Raw genomic sequence first — 26,418 nt, forward strand, 5'->3', positions numbered from 1 at the left:
GCGCAGCTACTTTACGTACAGAGCCTGGAGCCTCGGTGAACCCTGGCAGTGAACAATAGGGCTCGCTATGGAATGGCTCGGTTTGAATATGTTTGTCGGTTTTCCGGCCAACGGGCAATTACTGATCAACTGCAGTCATAACCTGTTTCTGGTGGCGCTGGCCTACGGAGTCGCGTGCGCAGCCTGCTTTGCAACGCTGGATATCTCGGATCGGGTCATTCAGGTCGAGGCGAGCAAGAATCGTCGTGTCTGGAAAGCCCTGGCCGCGCTATGCCTGGCGGGCGGTATCTGGGCCATGCACTTCATCAGCATGCTGGCTTTCCAGGCACCGCTGAAAATCAGTTATGACCTGCCCATCACCGTTTCGTCGCTGCTGATCGTGCTGGCCGCCGGGCTGCTCGCCGTCAAGGCACTGAGCATGGAAACCCTGAGCATCAAGCGTTGCCTGATCACAGCCCTGATCATGGGGCTGGCCATCAGTGTCATGCATTACGTCGGCATGGCGGCCATGCGCTCCGATGCCACGCAGTATTACGATCCGGGCATGTTTGCCCTGTCGATTCTGGTTGCCATCCTGGCCAGCATTGCGTTGCTGACCCTTTCCAGGCATTTGCGCCATCACAGCGGCATGTTTCACCAGATGTTCAGGTACGGCGTCAGCCTGTTGCTGGGCGCGGGTCTGCTGACCATGCATCTGATGGGCATGGAGGCCCTGCAACTGGTCCTGCCCCTGGAAGTGCAACTGCAGATCCCCAACACCGAAAACAGCCAGCAACTGGGGCTGACCATCGCCATCATCACCTTGTTGATCATTGCCGGCAGTATCAGCGCGGCGATGGCCGACAAGAAGCTGCAAAGCAAGGAGCATGACCTGCAGCGGGTCAACGCCCTGCTCAGCCAGCTGGATCAGGCCCGGGTATCGTTGCAGCAGGTTGCCCACTACGACCCGTTGACCAACCTCATCAACCGACGCGGGTTCAACCAGATATTCGGGGAGAAGCTGCTGGAACACAGCGTCAGCAACGGCATGCTGGCGGTGATGTTTCTGGATATCGACCACTTCAAGCGTATCAACGACAGCCTGGGCCATGACGCCGGCGATGAACTGCTGAAGGTCATTGCCGAACGGATCCGCAGCGCAACGCGGATTCAGGATGTGGTGGCGCGCTTCGGGGGCGACGAGTTCTGCATCCTGCTCAGCATTCCCGACTACGAAGAGGCACGGCATCTGGCTTATCGGGTCATGCAGAAGATGAAGGAAACCATCGCCCTGGCTGGGCGGCGCATGGTCATGACCACCAGTATCGGCATCGCAGTCTTTCCCCGTGACGGTTCAACCTGCGACGAACTGCTCAAGCACGCGGATCTGGCGCTCTATCAATCCAAGGGCAACGGCCGTAACCGGGTCAACTTCTTCAGCCCGGCTCTCAAGACCAAAGCCAGCCTGGAACTGCATCTGGAAGAAGAACTGCGCAATGCCCTGCGCGAAGAAACGGGCCTGCAGGTCTACTACCAACCCATCGTCGACCTGCGAACCGGTCATGTGGCCAAACTCGAAGCACTGGTGCGCTGGCATCATCCGCAACATGGCCTGCTGATACCCGACCGTTTCATCGGCATCGCCGAGGCCAACGGGCTGATTGCCGAACTGGACAACTGGGTGTTGCGCCGTGCCTGCAAGGACCTGGGTGCCCTGCGCCTGGACGGGTTCGACAAGATGATCATTGCGGTGAACTGCTCGGCGCTCAACCTGGCCAGGGATGAACTGGCCCATGAAGTCGAGCAGGCATTGAGCGAGGCCAACGTCTCCCCCGGTCGTCTGGAACTGGAGGTGACCGAGAACGCCCTGATGGGCAATATCAGCAACACCATCGTGATGCTCAAGCACATTCGCAGCCTGGGTGTCTCGCTCTCCATCGACGACTTCGGCACCGGCTATTCATCACTGGCCTATCTCAAGCGCCTGCCGCTGGACACCCTGAAGATCGACCGCTCCTTCATCATCGACATTCCCAAGTCGCCACAGGACATGGAGATCGTCCAGGCGATTATCGTCATGGCGCACACCTTGCGCCTGAAAGTCGTGACAGAAGGCGTGGAAACCCCGGCGCAACTGGAGTTCCTCAGCCAGTACGGCTGCGATTATGTGCAAGGCTATCTGTTCAGCAAGCCGCAACCGCTGGAGCGCCTGCTGCCGCTGGTCAAGCAGATGAACCAGCGCGAACCCGCGAGCCTTTTGCCAAACGCCCTGGTGTTTGAAATCAAGGATCTTGACGCAGAGATTCCCCGCTCACTGGATCTTTTCAGTGACCTGCCGGGCAGCGAACACCAGGCAGTACGCAGCGCAACCCGCACAAAACGCTCCAGATGGTCGGATTGAAGAACAGGGATCGGTGAAGGCGCGCCCTTCGGATGCGCCATTACAGTGCAAGCGTCAGCCTCGCGCCCTGTTCTGGATCAGCACCCAGGGCGAGACGACTACCGCCCACAGCAGCGGATCGCTTTCCACAAGCTCCATGGCCTTTGACTCGGACACCTTGCCGACCTGTCCACTGGCCAGCCAGGCGGAAACCCGGGTAGCGTCATTTTCAGCCACAGCCTCGGCAACCTCGATCAGATCCAGTGGTTCCTCGACCCACAACAGGGCACCTTTGGCAAAGAATGGTTGCAATTCTTTCCAGCTGATCGAAGCCGTTTCGCCAAGCAGTTTGGCATAGAGGGTGCTAGGTTCTTGCTTCATGGGTTTCACCAAAAGAAAAATCGGCGCAATGATAGCGCCGCCTTTTCCGCAGACAAACCCGAATGCGCATTAATCGATCATCGGAAAGTTATTCATGGGTCCATGAAATGGGGGTCGAATTCATGGGCTTAATTGGTTGAATTATGTAACTTTCTTTCGATTAAGCGACATCAACCGATTTCCCTCCCTGCGCCCAGCTTTTCAAGCCATCGACCAGCACTCTAAACTGTTCCGGTACAGTTGGCAGAGCCGGGGAGGCGATCGGTTATCACGTCCGATCCTGCAGCTTTAGCCATCAGGATTATAAAAACTACAACGCAAGAGTGGAGCATCATGACTAAGGGTACCAAGAAGCTTTCGAAGCTGTTTGCCGCATTGGTTATGGCGGGAGTTGCCAGCCATTCGTTCGCAGCAGATACCATCAAGATCGGCATCGCAGGTCCGAAGACCGGCGCAGTCGCTCAGTATGGCGATATGCAGTTCAGCGGTGCGAAAATGGCCATCGAACAGATCAACGCCAAGGGCGGCGTTGATGGCAAGAAGCTTGAAGCTGTCGAATACGACGACGCCTGCGACCCGAAACAAGCGGTTGCCGTGGCCAACAAGATCGTCAACGACGGCGTGAAGTTCGTCATCGGCCACCTGTGCTCCAGCTCGGCCCAACCGGCTTCGGACGTCTACGAAGACGAAGGCATCATCATGGTGACTCCGGCCGCTACCAGCCCGGACATCACTTCCCGTGGCTACAAGCTGGTGTTCCGCACCATCGGTCTGGACAGCGCTCAAGGCCCGGCTGCAGGCGACTATATTGCCAAGCAGGTCAAACCCAAGGTCGTTGCCGTCATCCACGACAAGCAGCAGTACGGTGAAGGCATTGCCACTGCAGTCAAGCAGACCCTTGAAAAGGACGGCGTGAAAGTTGCCCTGTTCGAAGGTATCAATGCTGGCGACAAGGACTTCTCTTCGCTGATCGCCAAGATGAAACAGGCCAACGTCGACTTCGTCTACTACGGCGGCTACCACCCGGAACTGGGCCTGATCCTGCGCCAGTCCCAGGAAAAAGGCCTGAAAGCCGGCTTCATGGGCCCTGAAGGCGTGGGTAACGCTTCGATCTCGCAGATTGCCCAGGATGCTTCCGAAGGCCTGCTGGTCACCCTGCCTGCCTCCTTCGACCAGGATCCGGCCAACAAGGCTCTGGTTGATGCCTTCAAGGCCAAGAAAGAAGACCCGAGCGGTCCGTTCGTGTTCCCGTCCTACTCGGCCGTGACCGTGATTGCCGACGCAATCAAGATCGCCAAGAGCGAAGACACCGACAAGGTCGCCGCTGCCCTGCGTGCCAACACCTTCAAGACTCCGACCGGCGACCTGGCATTCGATGCCAAGGGCGACCTGAAGGACTTCAAGTTCGTGGTTTACACCTGGCACAAAGACGGCACCAAGACCGAGGCTCCCGTGAAGTAATCACGTGCCTTGATCGACCTCAGAGCCCACTGCTACCTCAGTGGGCTTTGTTTTGCGAGGCGCATGGATCCCACAGGGTCCTGACGTCCCTGAATATCTTGAAACCGTTACCCGTGATTCACGAGGGGCTGCTGTCGTTTGCGCACGGCTCGTGCTGAAACGGCAACAGACCCAGCTGCATCAACGTGGACCCAGAGCACGACGTGCAGCCGGTAGAGATTCAACCAGTGAAACACAGAGCAGGTTTTTAGGAGCGCTGTAATGCCCGAGATAGATATCTATCACTTTTTCCAACAGCTGGTTAATGGCATGACCATTGGCAGCACTTATGCCTTGATTGCCATCGGTTACACCATGGTCTACGGCATCATCGGCATGATCAACTTCGCCCACGGCGAGGTGTACATGATCGGTTCCTACGTGGCGTTCATTGCCATCGCAGGTCTGACGATGATGGGCCTGGGCAGCTTGCCGCTGCTGATTACCGCAGCCTTCGCCGCAAGTATTGTCGTGACCAGTGCCTACGGTTATGCAATCGAACGTGTGGCCTACCGGCCATTGCGCGGCAGTAACCGGCTGATCCCGCTTATTTCTGCCATCGGTATGTCCCTGTTCCTGCAGAACACCGTGTTGCTTTCCCAGGACTCCAAGGACAAGTCGATCCCCAACCTGATTCCCGGCAACTTCGTGTTCGGCTCTGCCAGCACCCATGAAGTCGTGATCTCGTACATGCAGGTGCTGATCTTCGTCGTGACGGTGATCGCGATGCTCGGCCTGACCTGGTTCATCTCCCGCTCCCGCCTGGGTCGTGCGTGCCGCGCCTGTGCCGAAGACATCAAGATGGCCAACCTGCTGGGTATCAACACCAACAACATCATTGCCCTGACCTTCGTCATCGGTGCCGCCCTGGCTGCCATCGCTGCCGTACTGCTGAGCATGCAATACGGCGTGATCAACCCCAACGCGGGCTTCCTGGTCGGTATCAAGGCGTTCACCGCAGCCGTGCTTGGCGGTATCGGCAGTATTCCGGGCGCCATGCTCGGTGGCCTGGTACTGGGCGTAGCCGAAGCCTTTGGTGCCGACGTGTTCGGCGACCAGTACAAGGATGTCGTTGCGTTCAGTCTTCTCGTATTGGTGCTGTTGTTCCGGCCGACCGGCCTGCTTGGCCGTCCGGAGGTTGAAAAAGTATGACCAAGAATCTCAAGTCGGCGTTTTTCAGCGCCTTGCTGGTGCTGGCTGTCGCCTACCCGGTGCTGGGACTGAAACTGGAGATCGTCGGGGTAAACCTGACGGTCATTGGTGCCAGTGCCACCACCGTGACAATCATCCTGGCCTGTGCCGCGCTCATGTTCGTGCGCGTGCTGTTCCATGAGCAGATCTCCGCAGCCTGGCGCGCATCGCCGAGCCTGCCGAGCGTACCGTCCAGGGCCAGCAACTTCCTGACCCTGCCGAGCACCCAGCGCTGGTTCATTCTGGCACTGGTCATGGTTGCACTGGTCTGGCCATTCTTCGGCTCCCGTGGCGCGGTGGACATCGCGACCCTGATCCTGATCTACGTGATGCTGGGCCTGGGCCTGAACATCGTGGTCGGTCTGGCGGGCCTGCTGGACCTGGGCTATGTCGGCTTCTATGCCGTCGGTGCCTATAGCTATGCCATGCTCTCCCACTACTTCGGTCTGGGCTTCTGGATCTGCCTGCCGATTGCCGGGCTGATGGCCGCACTGTTCGGCTTCCTGCTGGGCTTCCCGGTATTGCGCCTGCGCGGTGACTATCTGGCCATCGTGACGCTGGGCTTCGGTGAAATCATTCGTCTGCTGCTGCGTAACATGACCGACTTCACCGGCGGCCCGAACGGCATCAGCAACATCGAAAAACCGACGTTTTTCGGTCTGACGTTCGAGCGCAAGGCGGCTGAAGGCATGCAGACCTTCCACGAGTTCTTCGGCCTGACCTACAACTCGATCAACAAGGTGATCTTCCTCTATCTGGTCGCCCTGCTGCTGGCTCTGGCGGCGCTGTTCGTCATCAACCGCCTGCTGCGCATGCCCATCGGCCGTGCCTGGGAAGCATTGCGTGAAGACGAAATCGCCTGCCGCGCTCTGGGTCTGAATCCGACCGTGATCAAGCTGTCGGCCTTCACCCTGGGTGCAGCGTTCGCAGGTTTCGCCGGTAGTTTCTTCGCCGCCCGTCAGGGTCTGGTGACACCGGAGTCCTTCACCTTCATCGAATCGGCAATCATCCTGGCCATCGTCGTTCTTGGCGGCATGGGCTCGCAGCTTGGCGTCATCCTCGCTGCCATCGTGATGATCCTGCTGCCCGAGTTGATGCGTGAATTCAGCGAATACCGCATGTTGATGTTCGGCGCCATGATGGTGCTGATGATGATCTGGCGTCCTCAAGGTTTCCTGCCTATGCAGCGCCCTCACATGGAGCTGCGTAAATGAGCCGTCCATTACTGCAAGCATCGGGTCTGAGCATGCGCTTCGGTGGCCTGCTGGCCGTCAACGGCGTGGGCCTGACCGTCAATGAAAAACAGGTCGTGTCGATGATCGGCCCCAACGGCGCCGGCAAGACCACGGTCTTCAACTGCCTGACCGGTTTCTACAAGCCTACGGCGGGCACCATCCTGCTCGATGGCGAGCCGATCCAGGGCCTTGCCGGCCACGAGATCGCCCGCAAGGGCGTGGTCCGGACCTTCCAGAACGTGCGTCTGTTCAAGGAAATGACCGCCGTGGAAAACCTGCTGGTCGCCCAGCACCGGCACCTGAACACCAACTTCCTGTCCGGCCTGTTCAAGACCCCGGCATTCCGCAGAAGCGAGCGCGAGGCCATGGACTATGCCGAGCACTGGCTGGAAGCGGTGAACCTCAAGGAGTTCGCCAACCGGGCGGCCGGCACCCTGGCCTATGGTCAGCAACGCCGCCTGGAAATCGCCCGCTGCATGATGACCCGCCCGCGCATCCTGATGCTCGACGAGCCGGCAGCCGGCCTGAACCCCAAGGAAACCGAGGACCTCAAGGCGCTGATCGGCGTGTTGCGCAACGAGCACAACGCCACGGTATTGCTGATCGAGCACGACATGAAACTGGTCATGAGCATTTCCGACCATATCGTGGTGATCAACCAGGGTACGCCTCTGGCCGACGGCACACCGCAAGAGATCCGCGACAATCCTGAAGTGATCAAAGCCTACCTGGGGGAAGCGTAAATGCTGCAGTTTGAAAACGTTTCCACCTTCTACGGCAAGATCCAGGCGCTGCACAGCGTCAACGTCGAAGTCCGCAAGGGCGAAATCGTCACCCTGATCGGTGCCAACGGCGCGGGCAAGTCCACGCTGTTGATGACCCTGTGCGGATCACCACGCGCCCACAGCGGCAGCATTCGCTACATGGGCGAGGAACTGGTGGGCCTGGAGTCTTCGGTCATCATGCGCAAGAGCATCGCGGTGGTGCCGGAAGGCCGTCGCGTGTTCTCTCGCCTGACCGTCGAAGAGAACCTGGCCATGGGCGGCTTCTTCACCGAAAAGGGCGATTATCAGGAGCAGATGGACAAGGTTCTGCATCTGTTCCCGCGCCTCAAGGAACGCTTCACCCAGCGCGGCGGCACCATGTCCGGCGGCGAACAGCAGATGCTCGCCATCGGCCGTGCGCTGATGAGCAAGCCCAAGCTGCTGTTGCTGGACGAACCTTCGCTGGGTCTGGCACCGATCATCATTCAGCAGATTTTCGAGATCGTCGAACAGCTGCGTCGTGATGGCGTGACCGTGTTCCTGGTAGAACAGAACGCCAACCAGGCCCTGAAAATTGCCGACCGCGCCTATGTTCTGGAGAACGGTCGCGTGGTGATGCAAGGTTCCGGGGAAGAGCTGCTGGTGGACCCGAAAGTACGGGATGCCTATCTGGGCGGTTGACCGTTGGGCATGGGGCGAATTTATTCGCGAATAAATTCGCCCCATGCCTGGTAGTGCCCTTGTGATGAAGCGGCAGGCTGAGTAACGTGGCGGCACCAATCTGGAGACCGCCCCATGTCCGCTGTTCGTTCCGCCTTTGTATTCGCCCTCTTGCCACTGTTCGCCGGGTGCCAGATGCTCGGCCTTCCCCTGGGCAAATCGCAGGATGCGACCAAAGTGTCTACCGCCGGCATGATTCGCATGCAAGGCGATCTGATCGGGGAAAACGGACAACTGCTGTTCAAGCCATGCCATGAGCAACGCCGCTACGTGGTCAAGGATCGCGGCAATACCGGCATCCTTCAGGAAGCCGCTTCTCTGGCCGACAGCAATGGCCAGGTGTTTGCCGATCTGCGGGGCAACTTCGTTGCCAGCAAGGCCGTCAACAGTGACGGGCAAGTGGACCTGTATCAGTTCTATCGCGTCGCACGTCCCGACCAGTCCTGCGAAGACCTCAACTTCAAGCGCCTGACCCTGCATGCCAGCGGCAACAAACCTGCCTGGAACGTCAATGTCGGCGGCAAGGGCATGGTTCTGGAGCGTGAAGGTCAGGAACCGCTGGCGTTCCCTTATCTCGAAGAACAACTGCCCGACGGCAGCTTCAGCGTCAGCACCGAAGCCAACAATCAACGCATCGAACTCTGGGTAACGCCTCAGCGCTGCGTCGACAGCGTCAATGGATCGGTACAGCACCTGAGCGCCGAACTGCGCGTCAACGGCCAGACCCAGCGTGGCTGCGGCTATTACGGCGGTTCGCGCAACGATTGATGCGACTCGCCGTGACAGGGGTTCAGGGCTTATAATCGCCGGTTCTTGTAGTGCTGTCGGGCTGAACCTGCGGCCCGAAAACTGGACCCCTTAATGTTACGAATCACCGAACTCAAGCTGCCGATCGATCACCCGGACGAAGACCTGCGCGCTGCCCTGTTGCAGCATCTGGGTATCGACAGCAGCGAACTGCTGGACTTCACCCTGTTCAAGCGCAGCTACGATGCGCGCAAGAAGTCCTCCGAGCTGTTCTTCATCTACACCATCGATTTCCAGGTTCGCGACGAAGAAGCCCTGCTGCGCAAACTGGCCAATGACCGCCATGTCGGCCCGGCACCGGATGTCAGCTATAAAGTCGTGGGCCATGCCCCTGCGGATCTGAAAGAGCGCCCGATCGTGGTCGGCTTTGGCCCCTGCGGGATTTTCGCCGCACTGCTGCTGGCTCAGATGGGCTTCAAGCCGATCATTCTCGAACGCGGCAAGGAAGTGCGCCAGCGCACCAAGGATACCTGGGGCCTGTGGCGCAAGAAGATCCTCAACCCCGAATCCAATGTGCAGTTTGGCGAGGGCGGTGCCGGGACCTTTTCCGACGGCAAGCTCTACAGCCAGATCAAGGACCCGAAATTCCACGGCCGCAAGGTGCTGCACGAGTTCGTGAAAGCCGGTGCCCCGGAAGAAATTCTCTACGTCAGCAAACCGCACATCGGCACCTTCCGTCTGACGGGCGTGGTTGAAAACATGCGTCAGCAGATCGAAGCCCTGGGCGGTGAAGTTCGTTTCCAGCAGCGTGTGACCGACTTGCGGATCGAAGACGGCCAGTTGCAGGGTGTCGTACTGGACAGCGGCGAACGCATCGAGTCGCGCCATGTCATCCTGGCGCTGGGTCACAGCGCCCGCGATACATTCCGCATGCTGCACAGCCGTGGCGTGTACATGGAAGCCAAGCCGTTCTCGGTAGGTTTCCGTATCGAGCATCCGCAATCGCTGATCGACCGTGCCCGACTGGGTAAATATGCCGGTCACCCGAAACTGGGCGCTGCCGACTACAAGCTGGTGCACCATGCCAGTAACGGTCGTTCGGTCTACAGCTTCTGCATGTGCCCGGGCGGTACTGTGGTCGCTGCGACCTCAGAGCCGAACCGTGTGGTCACCAACGGCATGAGCCAGTACTCGCGCAACGAGCGCAATGCCAACTCGGGCATCGTGGTCGGCATTACCCCGGAAGATTACCCGGGCAGCCCGCTGGCCGGGATCGAGCTGCAGGAACGCCTGGAATCCCACGCTTTCGTGATGGGCGGCGGCACTTATGAGGCGCCTGCACAACTGGTTGGCGACTTCATTGCCGGCAAGGCTTCTACAGAGCTGGGCAGCGTCGAGCCGTCCTACAAGCCAGGCGTAAAACTGATGGATCTGGCCGACGCCCTGCCCGCCTATGCCATCGAAGCCATTCGCGAAGCATTGCCAGCGTTCGACAAGCAGATCAAAGGCTTTGCCCTGCATGATGCGGTGCTGACCGGCATCGAAACCCGCACCTCAGCCCCGCTGCGCATCACGCGTGGCGCGGACATGCAGAGCCTCAACGTCAAGGGCCTGTACCCGGCAGGCGAAGGCGCCGGTTATGCCGGCGGCATCCTGTCCGCAGGTGTGGACGGCATCCGGATTGCCGAAGGGCTTGCGCGCAACATGCTGGGAATCGAATAAGCACTCCCCCTTGCCGGGTCACAATGCGGGAGGGGCCTTGGCCGCGACAGCCGGTTTGAAGCGCGCTGAAAGATGTGTTGCCTGTAAGCTGGTCGTCGCGGCCAAGGCCTCTCCCACAAGGGACAAGCCTCCTACAGGCCTGCTCGCAACACATCGTCGGGCAAGGCCTTGCCCTGTTCGGCGCAGGCCGCAATGCCTTCGATCAGTCCGGCCAGTTCATAACCCTGAGCCTTGAGCCAGTCCTCATCGTAATAGGTGCTGGCATAGCGCTCCCCGCCATCGCACAGAATCGCCACGATCGAGCCCTCCTCTCCCGCATCGACCATCTGCCGGGCTGCCAGCAGCGCGCCTATGAGGTTGGTGCCGCTGGACCCGCCGACCTTGCGCCCCAGGCGTCCGGCCAGGTAATGCATGGCCGCCAGCGACAGGGCGTCCGGCACCTTGACCATGGCATCGATCACATTGGGCAGGAAAGAAGCCTCGACCCTTGGTCTGCCGATACCTTCGATACGCGACCCGCATTCCAGACGCAGGCTGGCATCACCGCTGCGGTAATAATCGAAGAACACCGAACGCTCGGCATCGGCGCACAGCACTCGCGTGGAGTGCTGGCGATAGCGCACGTAACGTCCCAGCGTCGCCGTCGTGCCGCCCGTACCGGGGCTGGAAATCAGCCAGGTCGGTACCGGATGCTTTTCAAAACGCAGTTGCTGATAGATCGACTCGGCAATGTTGTTGTTCGCCCGCCAGTCGGTGGCCCGCTCGGCATAGGTGAACTGGTCCATGAAATGCCCGCCGGTTTCCCGCGCCAGCCTTTCGGACTCGGCATAGATCTGCGTCGGATCCTGGACCAGATGGCTCTTGCCACCATAAAAGGCAATCTGCTCGATCTTCGCCCGGGAAGTGCTCGCCGGCATCACGGCCACGAACGGCAGGCCCAGCAGGCGGGCAAAGTAGGCCTCGGAAATCGCCGTGGAGCCGCTGGATGCCTCGATTACCGGCGCTCCGGCCTTGAGCCAGCCATTGCACAAGGCATACAGAAACAGCGAACGCGCCAGACGGTGCTTGAGGCTACCGGTGGGATGGCTGGACTCGTCCTTGAAGTACAGCTCTACACCGGGCAACCCTGGCAGTGACAAGGGAATCAAGTGGGTGTCGGCGCTGCGCTGGAAGTCTGCTTCGATGATGCGGATGGCTTCGCGGGACCAGGGACGGTTATCGATCATGGACTGACTGCTCTTCTATTCCGAATGACCGGAAGTTACATAAAGTTGTTGAGAACAAAATTTTAGGAAATAACCTACATCCAAAACAGGCACAGTTAGGAATTAATAAGTTACATAATTGTTAGACTTCAGAAACTGCAAAAGGGCCGTTACCTTTAGAACCAAAACGAATATAACTTTTGTTTTAACCCCGCCAGGTAAACGGTAGGGTAGCGGGCTTTTCCTTGAAACCATGGAGCATGACCGCACCGATGCGCAATACGATCATACGTTTCTTTCAACTTGAAGCAGCAGGCGGCCTGCTGCTCATCGCTGCTGCTGCCCTGGCCCTGATCATCAATAACTCGCCGCTGTCGTGGCTATATAACGAATTCCTCAATATTCCGGTAGTGGCCCAGATTGGCGCAATCAAGATCGCCAAGCCCCTGCTGTTATGGATCAACGACGGCCTGATGGCACTGTTCTTTCTGGTCATAGGGCTTGAGGTCAAGCGCGAAGTACTTGAAGGCCAACTGTCCAGGCCATCACAAGTCGTATTGCCCGGCGCTGCAGCCATTGGCGGCATGGTCGTTCCGGCACTCATCTATTACGTGCTCAACAAGGACAACCCTGCCGCCCTGGGTGGCTGGGCCATTCCCATGGCAACCGATATCGCCTTTGCCCTGGGCGTGCTCGCCCTGCTCGGCAAGCGCGTGCCGGTATCGCTCAAGCTGTTCCTGATGACACTCGCCATCATCGACGACCTCGGTGCGATCGTCGTCATTGCGCTGTTCTACTCGGGTGAACTGTCGAGCCTGTCGCTGATGCTCGCGGGAGCCTCCATCCTGGCCCTGATCGTGATGAACAGGCTCGGCGTGGCAAAGCTCGGGCCCTATCTGCTGGTCGGCCTCGTACTGTGGGTCTGTGTGCTCAAGAGTGGCGTGCATGCGACGCTGGCGGGCGTGGTTCTGGCCTTCTGCATACCGCTGCGCATCAAAGCCTCGAAGGCTTCACCGCTGCTGAGCCTGGAGCATGGGCTGCACCCTTGGGTCGCCTACGGAATCCTGCCGCTTTTTGCCTTTGCCAACGCCGGTGTTTCCCTGGCTGGCGTTACGCTGGAAAACTTCACCCATCCAGTGCCCATGGGGATTGCTGCCGGTCTGTTGATCGGCAAGACGCTGGGGGTCTTCGGGCTGACATGGCTGGCGATCCAGACGGGGCTTGCGAAGCTGCCGAACGAAGCCAACTGGGGGCAGGTCCTGGGCGTTTCGATCCTCTGCGGGATCGGCTTCACCATGAGCCTGTTCGTTGGCTCACTGGCTTTCGAAGCGGGTGCAAGCGACTACGCGGGAGAAGATCGCATGGGCATCCTCACCGGCTCCATTCTCTCGGCACTGATTGGTTATGCCGTCATGCTCCTGTACAGCAGAAAGCACCGGGCCTGATCGCCATAAAAAACCCGAGCCAAGGCTCGGGTTTTTCATCACTGGCTGTCAGACAGATCAGTGTGTTACGCGGCTCGTGCCATTGACGGTCATGATGCGCACGCGCTCGCCGACACGGAAAATCTCGTTTTCCTGAACCTGCTGCACATAGGCACGCATGCTGCCATCGTCTTCACGCACGGTGATTTCCACACCTTGAGTACGGGTCAGACCTTCTTCGGTCATGGAGCCAAGCAGGCCACCGGCCACGGCACCGATCACCGCAGCAACGACACTGCCGCGCCCGCCACCGATGGCGCTACCGCCTACACCACCGACAACGGCACCGGCACCTGCGCCGATTGGCGTCTTGGTGCCTTCGATTTTGACTGGTCGCAGAGATTCGACAGTACCCAGGCGAACGGTCTGTACAGTCCTGGCTTCTTCACGGGAGTAGGAATCCCCCGTGAGACTCGAGGTACAACCGCCCAGTGTCAGCGCCATCGCTGTGAACGAGGCGACCAGAAAAGCAGACTTGCGCATAAAGGCATCTCCAAAGGAACAAGTGGCCATTAGACTCCGCCCTGTCGACGCTGTCACGGTCCTGCTCCTGCAATTTAAATTCATTCAGGCGTCATACAGCGACGCTACATGTAACGCTACGATGATCTGGTAACAGAATAGTTCATGCCTCAGGGGGCCAGACGTTCCCGTGCCCACTGACCGTCTATCAAACGATAGTTCAAGCGATCATGCAAACGACTTGGACGCCCCTGCCAGAACTCGATCCGCTCAGGCAAAAGACGATAGCCGCCCCAATGATCCGGGCAATGAGGCTGTGTATCGAGAAAACGCTGTTCGGTCTGCCTGATCAGGCCTTCAAGTTCCGCACGATCGGCTATGACGCGACTTTGCGGTGACGCCCAGGCACCCAGGCGGCTGCCCAGCGGACGAACCTGAAAATACGCATCGGACTCCTGCGCACTGACCTTGACCACACGCCCTTCGATACGTACCTGACGTTCAAGGGTCGGCCAGAAGAAGGTCATGGCCGCAAACGGACGTGCAGCCAGATGCTGCCCCTTGGCACTGTCATAGTTGGTGAAGAAGGTGAAGCCCAGCGCATCCAGTCCCTTGAGCAGCAGAACCCGGCAATGCGGACGCCCTTCTTCGTCGACTGTCGCAAGCGTCATGGCATTGGCTTCTACCGGAGGCTGTTCTGTCTTGACCGCTTCGTCGAACCATTTGTGGAACAGGGCGAAGGGCTCATCGGGTGCCTGCGCTTCGGTCAAACCATCGCGGGCATAATCACGGCGCATATCGGCCAGGGCTTGGGTCATGACGGGTTCCTTCACCGAAATAATGCGAAGTCTGACCCGTACATTCCCGGGCGGGAATGATACGGGTCAGTCAGACGATCAGTTGCTGGCCTGATCGCCGGTTTTCTTGGCGGCATCCTTGGCAGGCGCGGCTTTGGCTGGAGCATCCTTGGACGCAGTGGTTTTCTTGGCTGGGGCCGCGGTCTTGGCGGGCGCAGCTTTCTTGGCAGTGGTGGCCTTGGCAGGTGCCGCCTTCTTGGCGGTGTCCTTCTTGGTCGAAGCGGCTTTCTTGGCCGAAGCAGGTGCTGCTGCCGGCACCACAGGCTTCACGTCCTGAGTCGCAACCATGGTCGGTGCGGCCGGTGGCAAGGCGTATTTGCTCATCAGAGCGACCATGGTGTCCTGAGGCGTAAGCAGGATTTCGACACGACGGTTGAGCGAGCGGCCCTGGGCGCTGTCGTTGGCAGCACGAGGCATCACGGCCCCCATGCCGCGCAGGCTCAGGCGATTACGCTCCAGGCCACTGAGACGGAAGATCGCTGCAACGGACTGCGCACGCTCCTGGCTGATTTTCTGGTTGGCAGCCGCGACACCGGAAGTGTCGGCGTGGCCAAGCACCAGTACGGCAGCCTTGGAATCGCCTTCGACGACCTTGGCCAGACGAGTGATAGGACCGAGGGTCACAGGCAGCAGCATCGCAGGACGATCGGGGTTGAACGAGGTGTCGACCGGCGCGGTGATGGCCAGCAGGTCTTCACGTCGCTCCAGCTCGAACGGGCTGTCCTTGATCGCCGCACGCAGGCGCGGTTCGTACTCGTCGAGCCAGGCCTGGGTGATTTTCGGGTCGGGCGCCGGAGCAGCCTTGGGCTCGTCCTTCTTGGTTTCGCTGCTGCCAAACGGCCAATACCAGGGATTGCTCTTTTCAGTCTTGGCAAGGGAGTCGGCAACCACAGGCTCTTTTTGAGGGGCCGGTGTCGGGGCTTTTGCGACATCAGCAGGGGTGTCCTTGCCAAAACCAAACTGCCACCAATGGCCTCCCGTGTCGGCAGCATCGGCAGAATCGGTTTTCGGGGTTTGGGCACAACCGGTAACAGCAAGACACAGGGCGAAAGCGAGGCTTTTATTGAATGACATGGATGACCCACAACTGTATTGATGACAAGGGACGTATGAACTTGGCTACGTCCGTATAACACGCATAAAGACTCAGTTGGAAAAAGAAACCGTCGTACGGTTCCTGTTACACCTCATTAACTGACAGTCGGTATGAAACAAGCACTTATGAGTGATAGTTACTGCAAACACTCACGCAGAGTCCTGACCAGCTTCTGGGCCCGCGGGTCCATCAGCACATAAGGCCCCAAAGTGTGGGTGACAAAGCCGAAAGCGACCTCGTGATCGGGGTCGGCAAAGCCCACCGAACCGCCCGCCCCCGGGTGCCCGAAAGCCTTTGGGCCCAGGCCATAGGTGGCATTGGGCACATCTGGCTGGTCGAGCATGCAGCCCAGGCCAAAGCGCGTGGAAGTCCTCAGGGTCTTGTCCTCGCCGACGCTGTGTTCACGGGTCATTTCATTGAGCAGTTCGGCTTCGAGCAGGCTGCCATCGAGCAGACCGCTGTAGAACCCGGCAAGACTGCGCGCATTGCCATGACCGTTGGCCGCCGGTTGCTGCATGCGGCGCCATTCAGGCTTGTTGGTACTGGTCATGATCGAAGGCGGATTGGTAAAGGCCTTGGTGGCGATGGATTCAGGCTCGCGCATCAGCGCCTGCAACATGCGCTGGGCAGCCTCGTCCCCCATATTGCCCTTGCTGCGAGCAACGTGGGCGACACGGTCGAACTCTTGATCGGCCAACCCGACATGAAAGTCGAGCCCCAGAGGCTTTGCGATCCGGGCCACGATGGATTCACCCGGACCACGCCCGTCGGCACGGCGCAGCATCTCGCCGATCAGCCAGCCATAAGTGATCGCCGCATAGCCATGGCCCTGGCCCGGCGTCCACCAGGGCTGCTCGGCCGCCAGGGCCGCCGTCATGGTGTCCCATTCGTAAAGGGCCGTGGCAGGCAATTGTTCGCGCAAAGCGGGCAGACCGGCCTGATGGCACAATAGTTGGCGCAAGGTGATCGAGCCTTTGCCTGCCGCCGCAAACTCGGGCCACAGCCGGGCAACGGGCTCGTCCAGCTTCAGCTTGCCTTCATCCACCAGTTGCAGGGCGGCAACCGCAGCAAAGGCCTTGGTGCAGGAAAACAGGTTGACGATGGTATCGCTGTGCCAGGCCTGCGCACCGTCCTTGTCGGCGGTACCGGCCCAGAGGTCTATGACGGTTTCGCCACCGACCTGAATGCACAATGCCGCGCCACGCTCCTGAGGGTCGTCGAAAAGCGCAGCGAACGCTTCACGCACTGCTTCAAATTTAAGCTCGAAATAGCCCTGAATCTGCACCCGCTGGCTCCCGCAAGACTGTTGCCTGAAAAAACGTGCATTGTTTCAGCGATTGCTCACTTTGGGAACAGGACACATCCGACACATCTATCAGGAAATTTCCCGGTGGAACGGCGGCAGCGCATTGAGAATCGCCTTGCCATAGCGTTGCGTCACCACACGACGGTCCAGAAGAGTGATGGTCCCGCGATCCGCTTCGGTACGCAGCAACCGGCCACAGGCCTGAATCAGACGCAGCGAAGCATCGGGTACGGCGATTTCCATGAACGGGTTGCCGCCACGGGCTTCGATCCACTCTGCCAATGCGGCTTCCACCGGATCATCCGGCACCGCGAACGGAATCTTGGCAATGACCACGTGTTCGCAGTACGCACCGGGCAGGTCCACCCCTTCGGCAAAACTGGCCAGCCCGAACAGCACGCTGGAATCGCCGCCATCGACCCGCGCCTTGTGCTTGTTGAGGGTTTCCTGCTTGGACAGGTTGCCCTGGATAAACACCTGCTTGCGCCAGTCGCGGTCCAGGCCGTCGAAGACGTCCTGCATCTGTTTGCGGGATGAAAACAGCACCAGCGTACCGCGAGAGCCTTCCACCAGATCCGGCAACTCGCGAATGATTGCCGCCGTGTGCGCGGCCGCATCGCGTGGATCGGCCTTGAGGTCGGGGACCCGCAGCAGACCGGCATCGGCATGGTGAAACGGACTGGGGACAATCGCCGTCACGGCATCTTTGGGCAGCCCGGCACGCATGCGATAGCGATCGAACTTGCCCAGCGCGGTCAGGGTCGCCGAAGTGACCAGGGCGCCATAGGCGATGTTCCAGAGATTGCGCCGCAGCATTTCGGCCGCCAGGATCGGGCTGGCATTGACCTCGATATCGAACAGCGCGCCGCTCTCCGCCAGGGTCAACCAGCGCGCCATCGGCGGGCTGTCTTCCGGGTCTTCAGCGGTAAAGGCGGTCCATAATTCCCAGTTGCCGTGGGCGCGGGCCAGCAGGCTGCCGAACAGCGGATACCACTCTTCGGCCTGATGGCTGGCGATGCCGATATTGACCTCGCCATCCATGCCATCCTTGAGCAGTTCGGTCAGCCGGGTGAACAGATCGTCCAGGCGCGCAAAGCCCTTCTTCAACTCGATGCCCATCTCGCGAATGTGCTCGGGAATGACGCCGCCCACAAAACGATGGCGTGGACGCTCGCGGCCCTGCATGTCTTCCCCGGCGCGGAAGTCGGCCAATTGCTCGCAGGCGCCGAACATGAATTGCTGATGCCCCTTGATCTCCCGTGCCAGCTCCGGCACCTGTTCGATCAGCTTGCCCAGATCGCCAGGCAGCGGATGCTGGGCCAGGAGTTTGGACAGGTTCTTGGCGGTCTGCTCCAGCCAGTCGGCCGTGGAGCGCAGACGGGTGTAGTGGGCAAAGTGGCCGATGGCCTTGTCCGGCAGGTGGTGAGCCTCGTCGAACACATACATGGTGTCCCGTGGATCGGGCAGCACTGCGCCGCCACCCAGCGCCAGGTCAGCCAGCACCATGTCGTGGTTGGTGACGATCACATCCACCTTGCCCATGCCTTCGCGGGCCTTGTAGAACGCACACTGCTGGAAGTTCGGGCAGTGACGGTTGGTGCACTGGCTGTGATCGGTGGTCAGCCGCGCCCAGTCCTGATCGGCCAGTTCCTGAGGCCAGCTGTCGCGATCGCCATCCCACTTATTGCCGGCCAGTTTCTGCAGCATGCTGGTGAAGAGTTTCTGGCTGGCTTCGTCGACCTCGATCTTGAAGCCTTCCTCCTCGAACAACTGCGCAGTGGCATTGGCCGTATCGCCCTCCTGCAGCAGCATGTCGAGCTTGGACAGGCACATGTAGCGACCACGTCCCTTGGCCAGGGAGAAACTGAAGTTCAGGCCGCTGTTGCGCATGAGATCGGGCAGGTCCTTGTAGACGATCTGCTCCTGCAGGGCGACGGTGGCCGTGGCGATGACCAGCCGCTTGCCCGCCGCCTTGGCCGCCGGAATGGAGGCGATGGCATAGGCCACGGTCTTCCCGGTACCGGTGCCCGCTTCCACCGCAACCACAGCCGGGTCGCCCGAACGTCGTCCTTCTTCATCGGTATCGATATCGCCCAGCACCTTGGCGACCTCGGCGATCATCAAACGCTGGCCATAGCGAGGCTTGAGGCTCTTGGCTTCGAGGAAACGCGAGTAGGCGCCCTGTATCTGGGATTTCAATTCGGTACTGATCATTGTCTCGGGTTCGGCGGCACGGCAAAAAAGGCTGGATAAATTTTCAGTGGTTCTGAGTGGGCGCTATCATACCGCGCTAAATCCATCCGCGCAGAACGGAGTACCTGATGACCGCTTTCGCCCCTGTCTACACACTGCATGTTCTGGCCGCCCTGGTCTGGGTTGGCGGGATGTTTTTCGCCTGGATGGTCCTGCGACCGGCCGTCGGCTCGGCTCTGGAAGGCCCGCTGCGCCTGAAACTGTGGTTGCAGGTGTTTCCACGGTTTTTCGTCTGGGTCTGGGCCGCCATCGTGGTATTGCCCATCACCGGCGTCGGCATGATCCAGTTGCACTTCACCAGTTTCGAAACCGCCCCACGCTACGTGCAGGTCATGATGGGATTGTATGTGGTGATGGTCGCACTGTTTCTGCGCATCCAGTCTTTACAGCTGCCGGAATTGCAACGTGCAGTAGAAGCCGGGCAATGGGCCGAGGGTGCCGCGGTACTGGGCAGGATCAGGCGTCTGGTGGGCATCAACCTGATCGTTGGTCTGAGCGTGGTGGCGATTGCAGCAGCACGTCCGACTTTCTAGAGGGAAAAATCTGTCCTGAACATCAGCCAGGCCCGACACAAACATACTCCGGGCCTGACGCGGTTGCGTTACAGACGCTGCAGGCTCAGTGTTCCGGCAGGCCCTGCTGCCCCAGGTTGACCCGCTTGCCCAGGTTTGCCCGACTTGCCGCCATCGGCTCGATAAACGATGCAGCCCCTGGATTCTCCACCCTTGCCCGGCTTGCCACCCTCGCCGCCCGGACCGGGAGCGCCGCCTTCGACGTTGACCTTGATCCGCTCGGCAGCAAAACCTTGTGGCAGTTCCAGACGCACCTGTGCTCCGGCTGCGCCATCACGACCGTTACCGCCATTGTCGCCGTCATGACCGCGGCTGGCCTGTCCCCAGACACAGCCCGGTGCCTGACCATTGCCGCCATCGAGTCCGGCATAGCCTCGCGCACCGGCACCGCCACGGGCATCGACGGTCAGTTGCTCGGCATTGAGGCTCTGCAGGCGCAGGATCAGATTGCGTCCAGGCAAGGCTGCCTTTTCAAAGGTTCCCGGCGCACCACGAGCCATGATCTCGCTGCCAGTCCCCAGTTCGCCATGATTCACCAAGAGGCTGAAAGTCTGCGAGCCGGGCACTATGGCAATGCGCGCCTCATGGCCCAGCACCAGCTCACCGACCTTGACCTCGGTGATATTGGCGGGAATCAGCAAGGTGCCGTAATCCGCCACTTCCAGGCGTTCGAGCTGCAAGACGTTGCTGTTACCCGGCAGGCGCATCAGGGAATGCGACTCGACACTGAGGGTCTGCGCCAGAGCCAGCGGGCTGAACAGGGCCGCCAGCAGAAGAAGGTTACGCATGAGAGGACTCCGTTGGGCGACGACCGATGGCCTGGACATGAAAGATACCGAAAATGAGAATTTTCCCCCGATCACGCCAAGGATGCCTGCGACCGCGCAGGCTGCCATTGAACAGGATCAGTTCCAGTAAATGAGTCAGCAGCACCAGGCTGCCTGCCATGTCGATCATGACATCAAACGGGCCAGGGGCCTCGATGACCGAATTGACCATCACCACCAGCCAGAACCCCAGCGTCAACAACTTGCCCAGCCCCCAAACCAGCTTCATCGTCCACTCCCATGCTCATGATGCTTTCAACTGCCGCACAGTAGACGTCCTGCACAGCAAATATGCCAGCGGTGTGTTGAAAAAAGACCGGGCAACGACTGCAGCGGGGCTGGGCTTTCAGATTCAGGCCTGGCTGCTGGTCTTGCCCTCGATGACAGGCTGAACCACCGGTGCCGGACGCTTATACCACCAGACACCCAGCAGGACAGCGGCGACCCCCACCCATTGCAGCGCTGCCAGCTTTTCATCGAAAAAGAAGAAGCCGATCAGAATCGCAACCACCGGACGAGCCAGCGCCGAGATGGAGGCCAGCACGACATCGACATGACGCAACGCATAGGCCATCAACCCATGCCCCAGCAGTTGGCTGATCAGGGCCAGCAGTGCAATGACCAGCCAGCCATAGAGGGTGTCCGGCAGAATCTGCTGACTGGTGAACAGGGCCACAGGCAACAGCAGCAAGGCGCAGGTGAAGCTGTTCCAGATAATGATCTTGCGAGACGAAAAGCAGTCGCGCAGGGATTTGATCAGGATCAGGTAGATCGCATAGAACAAGGCGGAGTTGAGGGCCAGCAGGTCGCCGGTCACGCCCTGGCTGGAGAACGTCAGGCTGGAATTGCCATCAAACACCAGCAGACAGGCTCCCGCGATACTCAGAATCAGCGCCAGCACCTGGTAAGTGCCGATTCTTTCCTTGAGAAACACAAAGGACAGGAGCGCCACGAACACCGGCGACAGGTTCATCAGGATCGAAGTATTGGCCATGCTGGTCAGCTTCACCGCCCAGTGGTTGGACAACAGATCGATACACGACACCACGCCCGAGAGCAGCAACAGCGCCAGCATGGTTCTGCGGCTGCGCCCCGGCGCAATGGTTTCCGCATCCTGATTCCTGCCGGACGGCAAGGCAGTAAATGCATAGGCCATACCGCCCGCGATAAACATGCGCAGCATCAGCGTCGAGGTGGCATCCACCTCGCTGAGTTTGACGAATGCAATCGCAGAGGCCACACCGATGGTGCTGACGATCAGCGCAAGAACGGGCAGAACAGACTTATTACCCACCGTCATGACGGGTCCTCGAAGTTATGAGCAGTTATATGAGCTGGGTGGCGCAATGAATGCCGCCGAATTGCTTCTGGTGCTCGGCGAAAGAGACCCGATGGATCTCATAGCCACGCGCCGACAACCGATCCAGCAGGCCGGAGGGTGCGTTTTGATCGATCCAGACATGCTCGCCCAGAGAGAATGCATTGGCGCACCAGGCCGACATCATCGACTCGTCCAGCAGCACCGGCTCAAGGTCCGCAGCCTCGGCAGCCTGGCGTAACGTCAGGTTTTCCTGCGCAAGCTGCCAGCCCGAGGGCGTGCGGCGATAGAGACTCACCCGTGAGCGATCGATGGCGTCCGCCCTTCTCGCGTCGATCAGCAAATCACTGCGCAACAGGGATACATAGTGGTCGAGGTGGAACTGTTCGGGGTTGTGCCAGCCATCCTCGACCGCCAGCACGACATCGCTCTTGAGCAGGCTGGATTCCAGCAGGAAATGCAGCGTCTCGGCCTGGGTCCGAAAACCGGTGTTGATCACCGATACACGCTCGTTTTCCTGATAGTCACCGCCTTCGAGCACATGATCGAGCTCCACAAGGGCATAGCCATGGGCGACCACGACCTTTTTCACCACTTCAACTTCCCGGGCCCGATCCTGACGTTTCAGGCGACCGAAAACCGGTTGGCCGCCGACGTTCATGAAGTGGTCACGAGGAAACAGCAGCCCGTACAACGGATTGATTTCATATGTCTCGTAAGTGGCATCCGGGCTGATCCGGCCCAGTTCATCATCGTAATGCAGCCGAAGTTTCGGCTGGTTGATGATGATCTGCGCCAGTTCCAGGCGGCTGCTGCGCGTCAGTTGCTGGTGGGCAAGGCGCTGGCGCTCCTGAGGAACGTCGTCGGCAAAACGCAGCGCATTACCGGCCAGTTGTCGCATATCCTCCAGCGGGACCTGCACCCCTTGATCGTTGAACAGCGCATCGGACAGAAAAGCCGTCGCGATACCCGCAGCATTGAACGATGCCGCCAGAACCCGCACGTCGGCATCGGCCTGAGCCAGCGAGTAAGGCTGCTGTGCCTCCATGAACACCGACATGGCCACAGGCTGTGCGATGGAAGGAAGCTGCAGAAGAACCCCCATCAGCCCGCTTCCTGCAGCGAGCCGGCGCGGATGGAGGTCTGAAGAACATCCATGCAATACAGGATGGCCTCCTCCACCTCAGCCTGAGTCTCACCTTCGAAATGCAGCCGGGCGGGTATTTCTTCGTAGCTGAACTCGCTGGATTCGCCTTGACGCTGAATGCTGCTATAGGCCAACAGCGGGTGCGACAACTGCATTTTCGGGTCGAAGGCAAAGCCACGGGGAAACGGGTTGGGCATCATCAGAAAACCGGTGATCCGGGTTTTGACAGGTGCAACCGGGTCCTTGAGCGCAGCACGGGTCCACAACTCATACAGATCGATACCCTCGCTGCGCATGGCGACAAACGGAATCTCGCCACCACCGACCCGGCCGCCAATCTCCAGGAACACCAGCTCGCCGCGACGCTCGATGAGTTCAAGATGAATGGCCTGATCCCTCAGGTTCAGCCGTGCACAGACTTCCCGGGTAAAGGCCCGCACCGCCTCGATGAACCGGGAATCATCGACCGCCACCGAACCCAGTGGCTGGCCATTGCGGAAATCCAGACAGGTGTTCAGGTATTTCGACACCTTGAAGTACGGCGTACTGTCGCCAGCCAGAATGGCGTCGACATGATAGATATCGCCTTCTATATACTCTTCCACTTCATAGCCGCTGAAATCCAGCAGATCCGGGATATCGGCCAGACGATCGATCTTCACGACACCGTCGGAGGCCGCGCCGACCTGGGGTTTGAGGATGACCGGGTAACCGTGCTCGTGACAGAACGCCTCAACGTCCTGACGCGACAACACGTTCCGGTACTGCGGATAGCGTACCGTCGATCCCTTCAACGCGTCCTTCATGCTGGCCTTGTTGCGACACAGCAGATTGTCGGCGATTTTTGCACCACTGATATTCAGCTCGGTGCGCACCAGTGCAGCGGCATCCAGATCGTATTCCGAGAAGGCGATGACAAAATCGATGGGGTGCAGACGATCAATGGCCTGCGCTTCCTGCAGGATCACATCCGCATCCAGTGCGCCCACTTCAACCACTTTGAAACTGACCTGCGGATCGATCAATCCTGCACGGCCCGCCAGGGAAATATAGGAAACGTCGACCTGGGCGTGATCAATGTATTTGCGGTAATCGGAGAGTTCATCATCGTAGCGATTAATGATCAGGACATGCTTCATACGATTGCTACCTCGTTGTGTACCCGCCCCACCAGACTTCTGACTGCCGCTTCATCGGCCCCCCCGAACATCACGTAGCCAACCCGGGAGGTCCAGTCCTGGTCCGAGCCCAGCGCATCGCCGGTACTGAAGTAGATCTGATGCGAGAGGTAATACGGGCTGTCGATAAGCTCACCGAGGCCGTGAAGCCGGGTAAATTCGCTTTTCTCGCCGCGCGGGATGAAGGCGATGGCGCTCACACCGCTCGTCTGTGGTACGACAGGTTTATCGATGCTCAGGTATTCACAGAGCGTTTCGAGGGCCAGATCGATTCCGCTGGCCCGCTTGATCAGTTCGACGATGCTGTCGCCGGGAAGACGAGCTGCCAGCTCGACCGCCACCGGCTGGCCTTGAGGCGTAACCCGAAGCTCAAGATGGAAAGGGCCGACATTCAGACTGATGGCATCCAGTACCGCCAGCGCATAGTCGGTCAGGGTGCTGCGAAACGCTTCATCGTAGCCCTGGCCGACAATGTGGCCGATCTCGACAAAGTAAGGTTCCGAGCCGAGCAATTTTTCGGTGATGGAGACGATGGTGACACTTCCGTCCCTGCGCACTACACCTTCGATACTGTATTCGTTGCCGGGGATGTACTCTTCGACGATCAGGCGTCCGCTGGCGGTAAAGCCCGTGTCATTGGGCAGCGACTGACGAAAGGCATTGACGGCCTCGACCAGCTCTTGCTGGTTATAAAGCTTGCGTACACCGATGCTCCCGGCCATGTCCACCGGCTTGACCACTGCCGGAAAGCTGAAACCTGCGGGCACCGTCACCGGATCATCGGTGCCGAGCATAAAAAAGCCGATATCACTGAGCCCCTTTTCGGTCAGGCAGCTGCGAAAGTTGAACTTGTTGCGCACCTGCTGCACGGCGTTCTCGCTCAGATGCGTCTTGCCTTGCGCAGCGCCCAGACTGGCAGCCATCGCAACGGCATATTCCACGCCGGGAAGGATGGCGCTGACAGTTCCCAGCTCATTGATTGCCGCCATCTGCGCTTCGAAATTGCCAGTGTCGATCCGGATGATCTGGCGAATCCTGTCGCGCTGCTCGGAATCAAGCTCCTGCTCGCCCCCGTCAACGGAAAAGACATACACATCAACGCCCAGTTGCTGCGCTGCATTGAGATAGTTGATGCCGGATGAAACAGGATCGATGACAACTATGGACATTGTTCAGTCTCCGACTATCCAAAACTTTCGAGTTCACATAAAGGAAGGTTCTTGAGCTTGCCGATTACCAGATCCGACCCCACGCCCACGGTCAGCGCATCCACTGACAAGTGCTCGCCGATATCGAAATCCGCTGCGGTCCAGTCATGAAAAGGAATGTTGACAACATTGACCTTGCACTCGACGGATCGGCGAAATCTTTCAATACAGTCCACGTGGTAGATAGAGAGAGTGGTCCGGTTGACGGCATACACTTCAACTTCATCAATATTGTGTTTTACCACCAACTCCTGCGCACGACTCAGTGCGGCCCCCATGCCACTGCCACCGCTGACAATATTCAAGCGGTTCAGGGCATCTTCATAATGAGGCAAGGAAGGGCTGACCATGGTGTACTCCAGCCGATCCCCCACGGACAAGGTTGCAAACAGACTTGAGAACAGTCCGCCAGGGCGCAACTTCACATGAAACGTGATGCTGTCATAAGCTTTCTTGCCAAGTATGACCACGGAATAATTACGCACTGCTGAAACATCGGGATGCTTCAACGTCACGACGGATTTGGCGTTGTAAAAAACGCGCTTGACCTCCAGGACGACTTCCATGACCTGTTCGGACAGATACGTTTTACTTTTGAGCCTGGCAGCATGAAAGTTGCTGATCGCGGGGACAATATCGATATCCGTTTCTGCCCTGCTTATACAGGGCAGAAATTCGCTTTGTACGGCAACTTCCACACCGTCTTCCAGAACGCGGCCTGAAACCAATCGGCATCGACACACTCTGCACACACCTTTAAGGCAACCTTTTACGAGCTCTCCGGGCGGGATTGCATCAATAAGAGGCTGCCTGCTGTCGGCGGTGTAGGTCTGCTCTCCAACGCGGACACTATAGGTTGACATTACACCGGCCTTAGTGATGTGTA

24 protein-coding genes are annotated in these 26,418 nt (G+C 59.2%); 10 read left to right on the forward strand and 14 right to left on the reverse strand.

Annotated features, from left to right (window positions below):
* The first annotated feature begins 67 nt into the window (after positions 1–67).
* Positions 68–2,380, forward strand: coding sequence for a putative bifunctional diguanylate cyclase/phosphodiesterase (locus JSY17_RS22755; RefSeq protein ID WP_206402646.1), 2,313 nt, complete (start codon positions 68–70; stop codon positions 2,378–2,380).
* A 54-nt stretch (positions 2,381–2,434) separates the two neighbouring features.
* On the opposite strand, the gene JSY17_RS22760 is transcribed toward JSY17_RS22755, so the two are convergent.
* The gene (locus tag JSY17_RS22760; protein WP_200980513.1) at positions 2,435–2,740 is read right to left on the reverse strand and encodes a DUF2288 domain-containing protein; all 306 of its coding nucleotides are present in this window, start codon (positions 2,738–2,740) and stop codon (positions 2,435–2,437) included.
* Between the two features lie 333 nt (positions 2,741–3,073).
* On the opposite strand from JSY17_RS22760, the gene JSY17_RS22765 reads away from it, so the two are divergent.
* The 7 genes from JSY17_RS22765 to JSY17_RS22795 all read left to right on the forward strand — a co-directional run bounded on the left by JSY17_RS22765 (position 3,074) and on the right by JSY17_RS22795 (position 10,619).
* Positions 3,074–4,201, forward strand: coding sequence for a branched-chain amino acid ABC transporter substrate-binding protein (locus JSY17_RS22765; protein WP_117166087.1), 1,128 nt, complete (start codon positions 3,074–3,076; stop codon positions 4,199–4,201).
* Between the two features lie 261 nt (positions 4,202–4,462).
* On the forward strand, positions 4,463–5,392 hold the full coding sequence (livH, locus tag JSY17_RS22770) for a high-affinity branched-chain amino acid ABC transporter permease LivH (protein ID WP_117166086.1): 930 nt from the start codon (positions 4,463–4,465) through the stop codon (positions 5,390–5,392).
* Positions 5,389–6,645, forward strand: a complete 1,257-nt coding sequence (locus tag JSY17_RS22775) for a high-affinity branched-chain amino acid ABC transporter permease LivM (protein WP_117166085.1) — start codon at positions 5,389–5,391, stop codon at positions 6,643–6,645. The genes livH and JSY17_RS22775 overlap by 4 nt, the downstream gene beginning before the upstream one ends.
* Positions 6,642–7,409 carry a high-affinity branched-chain amino acid ABC transporter ATP-binding protein LivG gene (livG, locus tag JSY17_RS22780; protein ID WP_117166084.1) on the forward strand — a complete coding sequence of 256 codons (768 nt, stop codon included), beginning with the start codon at positions 6,642–6,644 and terminating at the stop codon, positions 7,407–7,409. The genes JSY17_RS22775 and livG overlap by 4 nt, the downstream gene beginning before the upstream one ends.
* Positions 7,410–8,111 (forward strand): ABC transporter ATP-binding protein, encoded by a 702-nt coding sequence (locus JSY17_RS22785; RefSeq protein WP_117166083.1) that lies wholly within the window; start codon positions 7,410–7,412, stop codon positions 8,109–8,111. It abuts the gene before it with no gap.
* A 114-nt stretch (positions 8,112–8,225) separates the two neighbouring features.
* The gene (locus JSY17_RS22790) at positions 8,226–8,918 is read left to right on the forward strand and encodes a COG3650 family protein (RefSeq protein WP_117183424.1); all 693 of its coding nucleotides are present in this window, start codon (positions 8,226–8,228) and stop codon (positions 8,916–8,918) included.
* Positions 8,919–9,011: 93 nt separating this feature from the next.
* Positions 9,012–10,619, forward strand: coding sequence for an NAD(P)/FAD-dependent oxidoreductase (locus JSY17_RS22795; protein WP_201012324.1), 1,608 nt, complete (start codon positions 9,012–9,014; stop codon positions 10,617–10,619).
* A gap of 131 nt (positions 10,620–10,750) precedes the next feature.
* On the opposite strand, the gene JSY17_RS22800 is transcribed toward JSY17_RS22795, so the two are convergent.
* The gene (locus JSY17_RS22800; RefSeq protein WP_117183422.1) at positions 10,751–11,845 is read right to left on the reverse strand and encodes a PLP-dependent cysteine synthase family protein; all 1,095 of its coding nucleotides are present in this window, start codon (positions 11,843–11,845) and stop codon (positions 10,751–10,753) included.
* Positions 11,846–12,084: 239 nt separating this feature from the next.
* Here JSY17_RS22800 and nhaA point away from each other — a divergent pair, with 239 nt between their 5' ends.
* Positions 12,085–13,269 carry a Na+/H+ antiporter NhaA gene (gene nhaA / locus JSY17_RS22805; RefSeq protein WP_117183421.1) on the forward strand — a complete coding sequence of 395 codons (1,185 nt, stop codon included), beginning with the start codon at positions 12,085–12,087 and terminating at the stop codon, positions 13,267–13,269.
* A gap of 57 nt (positions 13,270–13,326) precedes the next feature.
* Here the strand turns inward: nhaA and JSY17_RS22810 are convergent, their stop codons facing one another.
* From JSY17_RS22810 to dinG, 5 genes are all read right to left on the reverse strand, one after another.
* Positions 13,327–13,791, reverse strand: a complete 465-nt coding sequence (locus JSY17_RS22810) for an outer membrane lipoprotein (RefSeq protein ID WP_117166078.1) — start codon at positions 13,789–13,791, stop codon at positions 13,327–13,329.
* Positions 13,792–13,940: 149 nt separating this feature from the next.
* The gene (pdxH, locus tag JSY17_RS22815) at positions 13,941–14,588 is read right to left on the reverse strand and encodes a pyridoxamine 5'-phosphate oxidase (RefSeq protein WP_122371959.1); all 648 of its coding nucleotides are present in this window, start codon (positions 14,586–14,588) and stop codon (positions 13,941–13,943) included.
* Between the two features lie 78 nt (positions 14,589–14,666).
* The gene (locus JSY17_RS22820) at positions 14,667–15,701 is read right to left on the reverse strand and encodes an OmpA family protein (protein WP_117185082.1); all 1,035 of its coding nucleotides are present in this window, start codon (positions 15,699–15,701) and stop codon (positions 14,667–14,669) included.
* A 158-nt stretch (positions 15,702–15,859) separates the two neighbouring features.
* Positions 15,860–17,008: a serine hydrolase domain-containing protein gene (locus JSY17_RS22825; RefSeq protein ID WP_200998522.1), complete on the reverse strand. Its 1,149-nt coding sequence runs from the start codon at positions 17,006–17,008 to the stop codon at positions 15,860–15,862.
* A 90-nt stretch (positions 17,009–17,098) separates the two neighbouring features.
* The gene (dinG, locus tag JSY17_RS22830; RefSeq protein ID WP_117166074.1) at positions 17,099–19,243 is read right to left on the reverse strand and encodes an ATP-dependent DNA helicase DinG; all 2,145 of its coding nucleotides are present in this window, start codon (positions 19,241–19,243) and stop codon (positions 17,099–17,101) included.
* 107 nt (positions 19,244–19,350) lie between these two features.
* On the opposite strand from dinG, the gene JSY17_RS22835 reads away from it, so the two are divergent.
* Positions 19,351–19,815, forward strand: a complete 465-nt coding sequence (locus JSY17_RS22835; protein ID WP_117166073.1) for a CopD family protein — start codon at positions 19,351–19,353, stop codon at positions 19,813–19,815.
* A gap of 68 nt (positions 19,816–19,883) precedes the next feature.
* On the opposite strand, the gene JSY17_RS22840 is transcribed toward JSY17_RS22835, so the two are convergent.
* The 7 genes from JSY17_RS22840 to JSY17_RS22870 all read right to left on the reverse strand — a co-directional run bounded on the left by JSY17_RS22840 (position 19,884) and on the right by JSY17_RS22870 (position 26,395).
* Positions 19,884–20,642 (reverse strand): collagen-like protein, encoded by a 759-nt coding sequence (locus JSY17_RS22840; protein WP_117183418.1) that lies wholly within the window; start codon positions 20,640–20,642, stop codon positions 19,884–19,886.
* Entirely contained in the window at positions 20,635–20,910 is a 276-nt protein-coding gene (locus JSY17_RS22845) for a DUF1145 domain-containing protein (protein WP_117183417.1), read from the reverse strand. The genes JSY17_RS22840 and JSY17_RS22845 overlap by 8 nt, the downstream gene beginning before the upstream one ends.
* Before the next feature lie 123 nt (positions 20,911–21,033).
* Positions 21,034–21,981: a DMT family transporter gene (locus JSY17_RS22850; protein WP_206402645.1), complete on the reverse strand. Its 948-nt coding sequence runs from the start codon at positions 21,979–21,981 to the stop codon at positions 21,034–21,036.
* A 25-nt stretch (positions 21,982–22,006) separates the two neighbouring features.
* Complete coding sequence (locus tag JSY17_RS22855) at positions 22,007–23,104, reverse strand: arginine deiminase family protein (protein WP_206402644.1); 1,098 nt, start codon at positions 23,102–23,104, stop codon at positions 22,007–22,009.
* Entirely contained in the window at positions 23,104–24,285 is a 1,182-nt protein-coding gene (locus JSY17_RS22860; RefSeq protein WP_117166068.1) for an ATP-grasp domain-containing protein, read from the reverse strand. The genes JSY17_RS22855 and JSY17_RS22860 overlap by 1 nt, the downstream gene beginning before the upstream one ends.
* The gene (locus tag JSY17_RS22865; protein WP_206402643.1) at positions 24,282–25,493 is read right to left on the reverse strand and encodes an ATP-grasp domain-containing protein; all 1,212 of its coding nucleotides are present in this window, start codon (positions 25,491–25,493) and stop codon (positions 24,282–24,284) included. The genes JSY17_RS22860 and JSY17_RS22865 overlap by 4 nt, the downstream gene beginning before the upstream one ends.
* A 14-nt stretch (positions 25,494–25,507) precedes the next feature.
* Complete coding sequence (locus JSY17_RS22870; protein ID WP_206402642.1) at positions 25,508–26,395, reverse strand: FAD-binding oxidoreductase; 888 nt, start codon at positions 26,393–26,395, stop codon at positions 25,508–25,510.
* Positions 26,396–26,418 lie beyond the last annotated feature (23 nt).

The sequence above is a fragment of the Pseudomonas capsici genome (genome assembly GCF_017165765.1).
In the GTDB taxonomy this organism is placed as follows: Bacteria; Pseudomonadota; Gammaproteobacteria; order Pseudomonadales; family Pseudomonadaceae; genus Aquipseudomonas; species Aquipseudomonas capsici.

What these genes read in the sequence shown, in the direction of transcription:
- JSY17_RS22755 (WP_206402646.1), top strand. Translation starts at nt 68, where the DNA reads ATGGAATGGCTCGGTTTGAATATGTTTGTCGGTTTTCCGGCCAACGGG.
- JSY17_RS22760 (WP_200980513.1), bottom strand. Translation starts at nt 2,740, where the DNA reads ATGAAGCAAGAACCTAGCACCCTCTATGCCAAACTGCTTGGCGAAACG.
- JSY17_RS22765 (WP_117166087.1), top strand. Translation starts at nt 3,074, where the DNA reads ATGACTAAGGGTACCAAGAAGCTTTCGAAGCTGTTTGCCGCATTGGTT.
- livH (WP_117166086.1), top strand. Translation starts at nt 4,463, where the DNA reads ATGCCCGAGATAGATATCTATCACTTTTTCCAACAGCTGGTTAATGGC.
- JSY17_RS22775 (WP_117166085.1), top strand. Translation starts at nt 5,389, where the DNA reads ATGACCAAGAATCTCAAGTCGGCGTTTTTCAGCGCCTTGCTGGTGCTG.
- livG (WP_117166084.1), top strand. Translation starts at nt 6,642, where the DNA reads ATGAGCCGTCCATTACTGCAAGCATCGGGTCTGAGCATGCGCTTCGGT.
- JSY17_RS22785 (WP_117166083.1), top strand. Translation starts at nt 7,410, where the DNA reads ATGCTGCAGTTTGAAAACGTTTCCACCTTCTACGGCAAGATCCAGGCG.
- JSY17_RS22790 (WP_117183424.1), top strand. Translation starts at nt 8,226, where the DNA reads ATGTCCGCTGTTCGTTCCGCCTTTGTATTCGCCCTCTTGCCACTGTTC.
- JSY17_RS22795 (WP_201012324.1), top strand. Translation starts at nt 9,012, where the DNA reads ATGTTACGAATCACCGAACTCAAGCTGCCGATCGATCACCCGGACGAA.
- JSY17_RS22800 (WP_117183422.1), bottom strand. Translation starts at nt 11,845, where the DNA reads ATGATCGATAACCGTCCCTGGTCCCGCGAAGCCATCCGCATCATCGAA.
- nhaA (WP_117183421.1), top strand. Translation starts at nt 12,085, where the DNA reads ATGACCGCACCGATGCGCAATACGATCATACGTTTCTTTCAACTTGAA.
- JSY17_RS22810 (WP_117166078.1), bottom strand. Translation starts at nt 13,791, where the DNA reads ATGCGCAAGTCTGCTTTTCTGGTCGCCTCGTTCACAGCGATGGCGCTG.
- pdxH (WP_122371959.1), bottom strand. Translation starts at nt 14,588, where the DNA reads ATGACCCAAGCCCTGGCCGATATGCGCCGTGATTATGCCCGCGATGGT.
- JSY17_RS22820 (WP_117185082.1), bottom strand. Translation starts at nt 15,701, where the DNA reads ATGTCATTCAATAAAAGCCTCGCTTTCGCCCTGTGTCTTGCTGTTACC.
- dinG (WP_117166074.1), bottom strand. Translation starts at nt 19,243, where the DNA reads ATGATCAGTACCGAATTGAAATCCCAGATACAGGGCGCCTACTCGCGT.
- JSY17_RS22835 (WP_117166073.1), top strand. Translation starts at nt 19,351, where the DNA reads ATGACCGCTTTCGCCCCTGTCTACACACTGCATGTTCTGGCCGCCCTG.
- JSY17_RS22840 (WP_117183418.1), bottom strand. Translation starts at nt 20,642, where the DNA reads ATGCGTAACCTTCTTCTGCTGGCGGCCCTGTTCAGCCCGCTGGCTCTG.
- JSY17_RS22845 (WP_117183417.1), bottom strand. Translation starts at nt 20,910, where the DNA reads ATGAAGCTGGTTTGGGGGCTGGGCAAGTTGTTGACGCTGGGGTTCTGG.
- JSY17_RS22850 (WP_206402645.1), bottom strand. Translation starts at nt 21,981, where the DNA reads ATGACGGTGGGTAATAAGTCTGTTCTGCCCGTTCTTGCGCTGATCGTC.
- JSY17_RS22855 (WP_206402644.1), bottom strand. Translation starts at nt 23,104, where the DNA reads ATGGGGGTTCTTCTGCAGCTTCCTTCCATCGCACAGCCTGTGGCCATG.
- JSY17_RS22860 (WP_117166068.1), bottom strand. Translation starts at nt 24,285, where the DNA reads ATGAAGCATGTCCTGATCATTAATCGCTACGATGATGAACTCTCCGAT.
- JSY17_RS22865 (WP_206402643.1), bottom strand. Translation starts at nt 25,493, where the DNA reads ATGTCCATAGTTGTCATCGATCCTGTTTCATCCGGCATCAACTATCTC.
- JSY17_RS22870 (WP_206402642.1), bottom strand. Translation starts at nt 26,395, where the DNA reads ATGTCAACCTATAGTGTCCGCGTTGGAGAGCAGACCTACACCGCCGAC.